General features: G+C 56.8%; 10 protein-coding genes and 2 pseudogenes. 6 read left to right on the plus strand and 6 right to left on the minus strand.

Annotated elements, in window-relative coordinates; all coding sequences use genetic code 11:
* Positions 1 to 200 (minus strand): annotated as a pseudogene (locus QZL71_RS10060) (aspartate carbamoyltransferase); the annotation flags it as partial.
* Positions 201 to 228: 28 nt separating this feature from the next.
* Complete coding sequence (locus QZL71_RS10065) at positions 229 to 984, minus strand: GntR family transcriptional regulator (protein WP_294648627.1); 756 nt, start codon at positions 982 to 984, stop codon at positions 229 to 231.
* 197 nt (positions 985 to 1,181) lie between these two features.
* Between QZL71_RS10065 and QZL71_RS10070 the strand changes: the two genes are divergently transcribed.
* Positions 1,182 to 1,730, plus strand: coding sequence for a GNAT family N-acetyltransferase (locus tag QZL71_RS10070; protein WP_294648628.1), 549 nt, complete (start codon positions 1,182 to 1,184; stop codon positions 1,728 to 1,730).
* A 210-nt stretch (positions 1,731 to 1,940) separates the two neighbouring features.
* Complete coding sequence (locus tag QZL71_RS10075) at positions 1,941 to 2,078, plus strand: hypothetical protein (protein ID WP_154255424.1); 138 nt, start codon at positions 1,941 to 1,943, stop codon at positions 2,076 to 2,078.
* Positions 2,079 to 2,212: 134 nt separating this feature from the next.
* Here QZL71_RS10075 and QZL71_RS10080 read toward each other — a convergent pair whose 3' ends face one another.
* The 4 genes from QZL71_RS10080 to QZL71_RS10095 all read right to left on the minus strand — a co-directional run bounded on the left by QZL71_RS10080 (position 2,213) and on the right by QZL71_RS10095 (position 6,552).
* Complete coding sequence (locus QZL71_RS10080) at positions 2,213 to 3,580, minus strand: MATE family efflux transporter (RefSeq protein ID WP_154255425.1); 1,368 nt, start codon at positions 3,578 to 3,580, stop codon at positions 2,213 to 2,215.
* Positions 3,581 to 3,814: 234 nt separating this feature from the next.
* Positions 3,815 to 4,156 carry a type II toxin-antitoxin system RelE/ParE family toxin gene (locus QZL71_RS10085; RefSeq protein WP_097774896.1) on the minus strand — a complete coding sequence of 114 codons (342 nt, stop codon included), beginning with the start codon at positions 4,154 to 4,156 and terminating at the stop codon, positions 3,815 to 3,817.
* Entirely contained in the window at positions 4,146 to 4,406 is a 261-nt protein-coding gene (locus QZL71_RS10090) for a type II toxin-antitoxin system prevent-host-death family antitoxin (RefSeq protein WP_097774897.1), read from the minus strand. Before QZL71_RS10090 ends, QZL71_RS10085 begins: the two co-directional genes overlap by 11 nt.
* Before the next feature lie 133 nt (positions 4,407 to 4,539).
* Complete coding sequence (locus QZL71_RS10095) at positions 4,540 to 6,552, minus strand: glycoside hydrolase family 31 protein (RefSeq protein ID WP_294648629.1); 2,013 nt, start codon at positions 6,550 to 6,552, stop codon at positions 4,540 to 4,542.
* Positions 6,553 to 6,880: 328 nt separating this feature from the next.
* On the opposite strand from QZL71_RS10095, the gene QZL71_RS10100 reads away from it, so the two are divergent.
* The 4 genes and pseudogenes from QZL71_RS10100 to QZL71_RS10115 all read left to right on the plus strand — a co-directional run.
* Positions 6,881 to 7,504 (plus strand): sugar transferase, encoded by a 624-nt coding sequence (locus QZL71_RS10100; RefSeq protein ID WP_005941208.1) that lies wholly within the window; start codon positions 6,881 to 6,883, stop codon positions 7,502 to 7,504.
* 329 nt (positions 7,505 to 7,833) lie between these two features.
* Positions 7,834 to 9,168, plus strand: coding sequence for an aspartate--tRNA(Asn) ligase (gene aspS, locus QZL71_RS10105; RefSeq protein WP_005941202.1), 1,335 nt, complete (start codon positions 7,834 to 7,836; stop codon positions 9,166 to 9,168).
* Between the two features lie 193 nt (positions 9,169 to 9,361).
* A complete protein-coding gene (locus QZL71_RS10110; protein WP_294648630.1) occupies positions 9,362 to 9,820 on the plus strand; it encodes a hypothetical protein in 459 nt (152 codons plus the stop codon).
* Between the two features lie 83 nt (positions 9,821 to 9,903).
* Positions 9,904 to 10,097, plus strand: a pseudogene (locus QZL71_RS10115) (stage IV sporulation protein A); the annotation flags it as partial.

The following is a 10,097-nucleotide window of genomic DNA, read 5'->3' on the forward strand; positions in this document are numbered from 1 at the left end:
ACATGGCCGCCAAGGTTCAGCATGGCTGCCTCAAAGGAGAGGCGGGTGCGGGTGGAAGGCTCGTAGAACAGGGTAGCCAGCTTTTTATGCCGGGCTACCTCCTGATACGCGGCCGGGTCGTCATGGATGCGGTCGGCCAGGTCGAGCAGAGTGGAAATTTCCTGCTGGGTAAAATCCAACGGGTCGATCAGATGTCGCATGGGTGCATACCTCCGTCAGTTTTTTGGTTTAGAGCAGCTTGCGTAAAATGGAAAAATCAAAGAAGTTTGTGTAGTAGCTCAGCGAACGCATCACCGGGCGGCACAAACGATTGAAACACACTTCGTCCAGCAGCAGCATGGCCTCGCCCGGAGCAAGGCGCATGGCGGAGCGGATGGCATCATCGCCACAGCTTGCCTTCAGGTGGGCGACGTTGGAGGAGATCTGCTGGTGGCACTCCCGTTCCAGAATATCGAACACGCCGCCGGTCAGGTCGATGCGGGTGTAGTCTCTGGCACCGAACAGTGCTCTGGGCAGGTAGTCGATGGAGTAGATCACCGGGGTGGTATCGGCCAGAATGCGCTTTTTGATGCAGATCACGTCGTCGCCCGGCTCAATTTCCAGATCGCGGGCCAGCTCTTCACCGGCACGGATGGGAAATACCTGAATGCCATCGGCGTGGGGGTAGCTGCCAAAGCTGCGGATCAGCGGGTAGTATTCCAGCTTCTGGTCCAGCCGGCTGCGCAGGCTCAGCACTGTACGGTTCACCACCGTGCCAATGCCGCGCACGCGTTCCACATAGCCTGCGCGCTCCATCTCGCTCAAAGCATCGCGGATGACGGTGCGGCTCACGCCCAGCTCAGCGGAAAGATCTACCTCGGCGGGCAGACGGTCGGCCCGGGCATAGCGTCCGGTGCGCAGCTCTTCCAGCAGACTGGCAACGATGCGGTCGCTGATCACAGCACCGCCCAATCGGTTGGAAGAGGTAAGTGCAGATTCCTTCATGGTTCGGTTCCTCCGTTCACGGGCAGGGGATGCTCCCCGCCGGGACTTGAAGCCTGCGCCGCACGGCACCTTTGTGACCACGCCATACGCCGCAAACCCCTTTATACTTTATTATAACATAAATTGACATTTATAAAAGCGGCATTTATACTGGAAACAGCGAAAAAGTATGATTTTATTTTGGAGGGAAACGCAAGATGGAAGTTTTTCTGCACAAGATCTGCGGCCAGCCGGTGCAGCCGCCGGTGTCCATGCAGCTGCGCCGCTGCACGCCGGAGCAGGCCCCGGCGGTGTACGCCTTGCAAAACGAGGTGCGCGCCGCCATGCCGGACCCGGAGCAGTTCGTGCCGGACACGCTGGAAAACATCACGGCCTATGTCCGCAATGACCTGTGCATCGGCGCATGGCAGGGCAGCCGCCTTGGCGGGTATCTCATCGTGCGCTTCTGCGGGCGCAGCGCACACAACTATGCGGCCTTCATGGATGTGCCGCGCACCGAGTGGGAGCACTGGGCCAATGCGGACAGCGCCATCGTCCACGCAGACTTTCGCGGCAACGGCCTGCAGCGGCTCATGCTGGAAGCAGCGCTGCCGCTTTTCCCGAAAAAAATCACCCACATCGGTGCTACCGTCAGCCCGCAGAACCAGTACAGCCTGCACAACGCCCTTGCGTCCGGTTTTGCCATCGTCTCCCGGCGGGAAATGTACGGCGGCCACGACCGTTACCTGCTGGCGAGAAAACTATAAAAAGAAGTTGTAACAGGTAAAAAACTGTGCTAAACTAAAAACACCACCCATAAGGGTGGCGTTAAGGTGCTGTCTGCAAGCGCAGGTGGTCATGCTTCCTGCCCGTTATCGCTGCTCTTTCTACATAGAACGAAGCAGAGGTTCCGGGAGTGGAACTTTTTTGCAAAATGAAACTTCCCGGAGCCTTGAAGGCGAAGGGAGGGATATCCGGTGACTCTGTTGGAAACCCTCGCACTGCTCACCTTCATTCTCACACTGTTGGGTCTGATCGTGGACGTGATCCGTCTGGCCGTTGAGGTCATGACAATGTTTTCCAAGCACAAAGCCGATGATAGCAAAAAAGACTGACCGCCCAGCTACCAACTCGTGCGGTCAATCTTTTCTTGACTAAACGGGCAAGGAGCTGACCATTGCGGACAGCGCCTTTTCTGTTTGTAGTATAGTGCTTTTTTCAGGGATTGTCAAGGGCGCAGGGCTTCTCTTTACGCCGCCTGTAGTGTCTGACCTCTCTGGCGCATCTTGTGCCGCACCACCAGCAGGCAGGCCAGATGCACGGCAGCCGTCAGCACCCAGCTGATGGGGTAGCTGATGTACAGCATGAACGGTGTGCGGTTCAGCTGGAAGATGGTGGCGATCCACACCAGCCGCAGCAGGCAGCTGCCCACAAGGCTCACCACCATGGGCAGCACGCTGTAGCCAAGGCCGCGCAGGCTGCTGGCCAGCGTATCCATGATGCCGCACAGCAGGTAGGTGCCGCAGATCACCCGCAGGCGCTCGTATCCGGCGGCGATCACCGCCGCATCCGAGGAGTAGAAGTGCAGCAGCTGGGTGCCCGCCAGCACCGCACCGCCGCCCAGCACCACGCCGGTGACGATGGCGCACAGCAGGCAGTTGAGGACAACGCGGTTCAGGTTCTGGTACTTGCGTGCGCCCATGTTCTGGCTGGTAAAGGTGACGGCAGCCTGCGAAAAGGCGTTCATGGCGGTATAGACGAAGCCCTCCAGATTGGCGGAGGCCGAACTGCCTGCCACCACCGTGGAGCCGAAGGAGTTGATGGCCGACTGGATGACCACGTTGGACAGGCTGAACACGGTGCTCTGCAGACCGGCAGGCAGGCCGATAAGCAAAATCTGCTTCAGGGCACCCATGTGGAAGCCCAGATGATGCAGATCCAGATGCAGCGCGCCCTCCTCCTTCATCAGCATCCGCGTCACCATGCAGGCGGAAACGGTCTGACTGATGATGGTAGCCAGCGCCACGCCTGCCACGCTCATGGAAAAGCCAATGACGAACACAAGGTTCAGCACCACGTTGATGAGACCGGCTGCTGCCAGACAGTACAGCGGGCGCTTGGTGTCGCCCACGGCGCGCAGCAGCGCACTGCTGAAGTTGTACAGCATGGTCATAGGCATCCCGATGAAATAAATTTTAAGGTACAGCGCAGAAAGGTCGATCACATCCTCCGGGCAGCTCATCAGCTCCAGCAGGCCACGGGCCGCAAAGAACCCCACCACAGCCAGCAGCACGCCGCTGACAAGGCCCAGCGTCACCGAGGTCTGCACCGTGTCCTGCACGCCGTGGTCATCTTTTGCACCAAAGCAGCGGGCCGCCACCACGTTTGCACCCAGCGAAAGCCCCACGAACAGGTTCACCAGCAGGTTGATGAGGGAGCCGTTGGAGCCGACGGCGGCCAGTGCGGTGCTGCCCGCAAAGCGGCCCACGACCACTACGTCCGCAGCGTTGAACAGCAGCTGCAGAATGCTGGAAGCTGCCAGTGGGATGGAGAACAGGATGATCTTTTGGAGCATCGGGCCGCTGGTAAGGTCAGCGGAGCGGCTTGTCTGAGCCATGAGAAAAGTACCTCCTTTTTATCGTTTACGCGGAGAAGCCGTTTTCCGAAGCATTGCACACTGCTTAGGAGGACAGCATCTGAAATGTAAATTTTTCGTAAATAAAGGGAACTGAAGGCATATTATAACGCGCGGCGCAGAAAAATACAAGTGGCACCGCCGAAAAAATGCAAATTCCCGGCGGTGCCGCTTATAAAACGATCAAAAACATTTCTTGAAGCACGGCAGAAGAGTTTATTCTTCCTGCAAAGCGTCCCGGAACAAAACCCGCAGATAATCCCGCCCGCCGTAGAGGACGCGGTCAATATAAATATCGTTCCGAAAAGCATGATAAAAAATCAGATACTTTCCGCTGACGAGAAAGCGCTCATCCAAATAAAGTTCATGATCCAGCGGAGCTACGGAAGAAAGCAATGCACCGCTTTCCGGGAACAGCTTTAATTGTTCAGCAGCATCCATGATGCGGTTCAGAATGCGCTCTGCAGAAGGCAGATTTTGCAAGTCGAACGAGATATAATCCCAGATGTCGTCCAGGTCCTGACGGGAACGAGTTGTATAAATGAGGTTATTTTCCATTGGCTCTTGCGCGGAAATGCGCCCTCATTTCTTCCGGAGTGTAAAGCTTTTCCGTCTCACCAGAGCACCGTCCTTTTGCAATTTCATTCATAAGCCGGATGGTAGCCTGCGTTTTCTCATAATCTTCCATGTCCAGAATGGCATACTTTCCACGGCCGTTTTTGGTAAGAAAAACCGGCGATCCTGCTTCCACATCGCGAAGGACTTCGTTGTAATTCCGCAGGTCAGAAATAGGTTTGATGTTCGGCATAAGATCAACTCCCTTCATCTGTAGTATAACAAATTCTGCTGTGAAATTCAACGTAAAATTTGCAGCTGATAAAAGTGAGATTCTACAAAAAAACCGCCGTCCTGTCGGGCAGCGGTCTTCTGATAAAATAAGCTTACGCTTCCACCGTCTTCCAGTGCTCCGGTGCGGCAAAATCGCTCGTCTCGCCGTCATCGGTGTACATCCGGCAGCGGGCGCTGCCATTTTCGTCCGGGCAGGCCCACAGGGTCAGGCTGGTCTCGTCCAGCTGGGCGGTGCAGCTGGCGGGTCTTGCCACCGGCACCGCATGGCCCGGGCGGATGAACAGCAGCACTTCGTCCAATGCGCAGCGGACGTAGTGGTGCCCGGCGGGCAGAAGCTCGGTGTCGTAGTCGTCTACACTGCGGATGCGGTAGAGCTTCATTGCTTCCGGCAGGTAGACATGCCGTCCGCTGGCGTTCTGGGTGTAGACAGGCGCTACCATCACACCCTCGCCCAGCAGCAGCTGGTCCTGCACCTCGCGGGCATCCGGGTCAGCAGGGAAATCAAAGCCCAAGGGCCGGAAGTAACTGGTATTTTCCAATGCCGCCTTCATGAAGGTACTATAAAGGTAGGGCAGCAGGGCATACCGCAGCCGGAGCATCTTCCGCAGGGCAGGCAGCATATCCGCAAAGCGGTAGTATTCCTGCATCCGGGAGCCGTCGGTGGCGTGGTTGCGCATCAGCGGCGTGAACAGGCCGAACTCCAGCCAGCGCAGAGCCAGATCAGGCGTAGTATCGTAGGAAAAACCGCACAGATCGGCACCGGTATAAAGAAAGCCGCACAGCTGCACGTTGGGCATCATCTGGATATTGGCCAGAAGCTGTGCCCATGTGGAAGCGTTGTCACCCAGCCAGATGCCGCCGTAGCGGTGGCTGCCGATGAAGCTGGAACGGCTGTAGAGCAGCGTGCGTCTGCCGGGCCGCAGGCGGGCAAAGGCTTCGCCTGCCGCACGGGTCATATTGCCGCCGTAGAGGTTGTGCACCCTGTCATGGCGCACCCGCTGGCCGTCCACATCGTGGTAGAAGCTGGCGTAGTCCGCGGGGGCGTTCATCAGGCCCAGCGCGCCGCCCACCACCTTGCCAAAGAACTCATCCTGCACGATGTTGTCCTTCCGGCTCAGTTCGTCCATGCTCTCAAAGAAAGCTTTGAGCCGCTCGGGCGAGTAAAACAGCGCAGGCTCGTTCATATCGTTCCAGAAGCCCTCGATGCCGCAGTCGGTCAGTGCCTTGTACTGCCGGCCGAACCACTCCCGCACCTCCGGGCGCAGGAAGTCCGGAAAATAAGCCTTGCCGGGCCACACCGCCGCCACAAAGGGGGTGCCGTCGGCTTTGGTGCAGAAGGAACCGTTTGCAAGGCCCTCGGCACAGACGGGGTTTTCCGGGTCGATGCGCACACCCGCATCGATGATGGGCACCAGCCGGATGCCCTGTGCTTTCAGTTCGGCGCTCAGGGCGGCAAGGTCCGGGAAGCGCTGCTTGTTTACGGTAAAATCCGCGTAGTCCTGCATGTAATCGATGTCCATGCAGATCATATCCAGCGGCAGATCGTTCTCTTTGTACTGGCGGGCCACCTCCCGCACGTCCTCAGCGGTCTTGTAGCCAAAGCGGCTCTGTGCAAGACCAAAGGCCCACTTGGGCGGGATATAGCTGCGGCCGATGAGCTGCCGGAACTGGCGGCTGATATCGTTCAGGTCGTTGCCGGTGATGATGTAAAGCTCATGATCCGGCTCTTCGGTGGCAAAGCGCAGGGCATCGTATTCGGTGTAGCCGATATCGTAGCGCACTTTGCCCGGGAAATCGATGAACACACCAAAGCATTCACGGCCTGCGCCGCCGTCAATGAGCAGAAAATTGTGCGCACCATAGTAGGAAAGCTTATCCTCGCTGTGGCGGGCTTCATCGGTGTTGTTGGTCACGTAGTGCCAGCCACGCTTGTTGATGCCGCGGGGCATTTCGCCCAGACCGTACACGATGGCATCCGGAGCCATCCGGTAGGCCCAGCCGTCTTCTTCGGCTGTGAGGAAGGGAACCGGCCCGGCGGAAACTGGGATCTCCTGCACCACACTGTCGGTGGGCAGGGGCAAGCCAAAACGGAAACGCTGGATCATAGGGAACCTCCTTGTAGCATCCTTGCCCTCTCCGTCACGCCTTTCGGCGTGCCACCTCTCTCAAAGTGAGAGGTTTTGCCAAAGGCCCCATCTCCGAGGGGGCTGTCGAGCGAAAGCGAGACTGGGGGAGTGGACTTCTCATTTTCTTTATCTTACCCCGGGCCACGCTGCAAAACAAGAGACAAAACCGGCACTTTTTTGCCACAAAACCGGCAGAACGCAGCCAAAGCATAAAAATATCGGCGGCAGGCGGCGGATGCAATTGCAAATTCCGGCCCATACTGTTATACTGGAACCGTTACTTTGAATCGGAAAATGGAGGAAACCCATGTATCGCAATGGAATCAAGCGCCTGCTGGCGGTGGTGCTGTCGCTGTGCGGCATGATCTGCCTGTCCTGGCTTTTTCTCATTCTGGCCGTCGCCATCAAGCTGGACTCGCCCGGCCCGGTGTTCTTCAAACAGAAGCGTGTGGGCATTGGCAAAAAGCACTTTTACATTTTAAAGTTCCGCACCATGCGCATCGACACGCCCCACGATATGCCCACCCATCTGCTGCACGACCCGGACCAGTATATCACCCGCATGGGTCATTTCCTGCGCAAGACCAGTCTGGACGAGCTGCCCCAGCTGTGGAACATCTTTGTAGGTGATATGGCGGTCATCGGCCCGCGGCCTGCTTTGTGGAACCAGTATGATTTGCTGGCAGAACGCGACAAGTACCATGCAAACGATGTGCGCCCGGGCCTGACCGGCTGGGCACAGATCCATGGCCGCGATGAACTGGAGATCGCGGAGAAGGCCAAGCTGGACGGCTGGTATGTGGAGCATCTGAGCTTTGGGCTGGATGTGAAATGCTTCTTTGGCACCATTGCCGCGGTGCTTAAGCACGACGGCGTGGTGGAGGGCGGCACCGGCACTCTGCACGAAGAAACAGGCAAAGAGAACCATTAAGAATAGCCGCCGCGTGCCGCAACCCGAATATTTTCAGCGGAAAAAGATTTTATGTTTGCAGTTCTGGAAAATCTGCGGATTTTCCAGAACTGTTTTTTCACGGAGGGGCTGTGACCAGAAACTGCATTTTTTGCTGATTTGTCCTGATTTGTGAAAAGGTGCTTGGAGCGGCCCGCAGGCCGCGACAAACACAAAATAAAAATAATTCTTCCGCAGAAGATGGCCAGAGCGCAGCGGAGGCCATTCTAAATCGCCATATCTCTTGATTTATCCCCGGAAAAGCGTATAATAAAACAGTACACAAGACGTCAAAGGAGGATTCCTGTATTATGGAACGCACCTATATCAACGAGGCTCAAAAGGCCATCGGCGGCACGGTCAAGGTGCAGGGCTTTATCGAGAACCTGCGCAACAGCAAGTATATGGCCTTTATCGTGCTGAAGGATATTACCGGCAAGCTGCAGATCACGGTGGAAAAGGAAGATCACCCCGATCTGGTGGATACCATCGATCAGCTCACCCCGGATTCCGTCATCACCGTCACCGGCAAGGTGGTGGAGAACGACTACGTCAAGATGGGCGGCGTGGAGATGATCCCCGAGAGCATCGAGATCGAGAGCATCGCCAACGCTCTGCCCATCGTCCGCAAGGAGATCGCAGCCACCAAGAAAAAGAAGGCTGTGGAGCGCTCCAGCATCGATCAGCGCATTGATTACCGCTGGATCGACCTGCGCACCGACGAGAACCAGCTCATGTTCAAGGCACAGAGCTGCTTTGTGAACGCCATGCGCAAGTTCCTGCTGGACCGTAACTTCATCGAGATCCACACCCCGAAGCTGATCGCTGCTGCCAGCGAGAGTGGCTCTGAGGTGTTCAAGGTGGACTACTTTGACCGCAACGCCTATCTGGCACAAAGCCCTCAGTTCTACAAGCAGATGGCCATGGCTGCAGGCTTTGAGCGCATCTTCGAGACCGGCCCTGTGTTCCGCGCCGAGAAGAGCTACACCAACAAGCACTCCACCGAGTTCTCCGGCTTCGATCTGGAGTTCAGCTACATCACTTCCTATAAAGACGTGATGAAGATGGAAGAAGAGCTGCTGACTGCCGGTCTGCAGGCCGTCAAGGACAACTATGGCGACCAGATCAAGGAGATGTTCGGGCAGGAAGTGATCGTTCCCACCACTCCGTTCCCGGTGGTCAAGCTGGCAGACCTGTACAAGGGTCTGGAAGAAGAGTTCGGCTACACCGTCGATGAGAGCGAGAAGGGCGACCTGACCACTGAGGCCGAGCGCCTGAGTTATGAGTGGGTGAAGAAGCACTACGGCCACGAGTTCCTCTTCATCACCGATTACTCTGCCGAGAAGCGTGCGTTCTACCACATGCGCGACGAGAACGGCGTGCCCCAGGGCTACGACCTGATCTGGCGTGGTGTTGAGATCACCACCGGTGCCCAGCGCGAGCACCGCTACGAGGTGCTGAAGAAGCAGGCCGAGGAAAAGGGTCTGGCCGATGATGTCAAGTTCTATCTGGAGTTCTTCCAGTACGGCTGCCCGCCCCACGGCGGTTTCGGTCTGGGCATCGACCGCCTGACCATGCTGCTGTGCGGCCTGACCATCAAGGATGCCGAGTTCCTGTTCCGCGGCCCCAACCGTCTGACCCCGTAATTTTATAGAGATCATACCGAGAGCTGCTGTGCATTTTGCACGGCAGCTCTCTTTTTGTTGGACGATTTAAAATGGCTCCGCTTCGCTCTGCCATTCTTAGCGGAAAATAATTTTTAGATTTTGGTCTAGCGGAATGCCTGCGGGCATTCCGCTAGACCATTTTCACAGATGGGGCTGTGACGGAAAACGGCTTTTGCATGGCATCAGTATCGATTGCAATAAGAAGGTGTCCGACTTTGCCAGAGGGAGTTCAGCCGTCCCCTTGGGAGAAGGGAAAGCATCCTCACCCTCTCAGTCAAATCCTTCGGATTTGCCAGCTCCCCCGAAAGGGGGAGCTTCTGACGCATCCGCAAGGCTTGCATTTTATCTGGAAACTGCGCCGTTACTGCAAAAAGCTCCCCCTTCGGGGGAGCTGGCGAACGAATGTGAGCCTGAGAGGGTTCAGCATGCTGAAAGCAAACAGGTAGCCCCTCCACAGCGCCGCGCTTTCGCAGAAAGCGGCGCTGTAAATGCTGTTTTCCTCTACGACCCCATCTGTGAAAAAGCAATTCAGGAAAATCCGCAGATTTTCCTGAATTGCAATTATAAAATAAATTTTCCGCTGAATATGCCCAGAGCAAGGCGGAGGGCATTCAAAATCGTTCCGGCATAATGCCCCGCCCTGTTTCATACGATTACAACAAGCGGACCGGAATCCTGTCCGGTGCACAGCGCAAACGGGAAGGGGAGAGCAATTTGGCAAATCAGGAACAGAAGAGCATCTGCCGCGAGATCGGCGCACGCACCGGCGGAGATATCTACATTGGGGTGGTTGGCCCGGTGCGCAGCGGCAAATCCACTTTTATCAAGCGTTTCATGGAACAGCTGGTGCTGCCCGCCATCGGCCCGGCGGCTGCGCGGGAGCGTGCCCGGGACGAGCTGCCCCAGTC

Source organism: uncultured Faecalibacterium sp., from assembly GCF_900066275.1.
Classification (GTDB): Bacteria; Bacillota; Clostridia; order Oscillospirales; family Ruminococcaceae; genus Faecalibacterium; species Faecalibacterium taiwanense.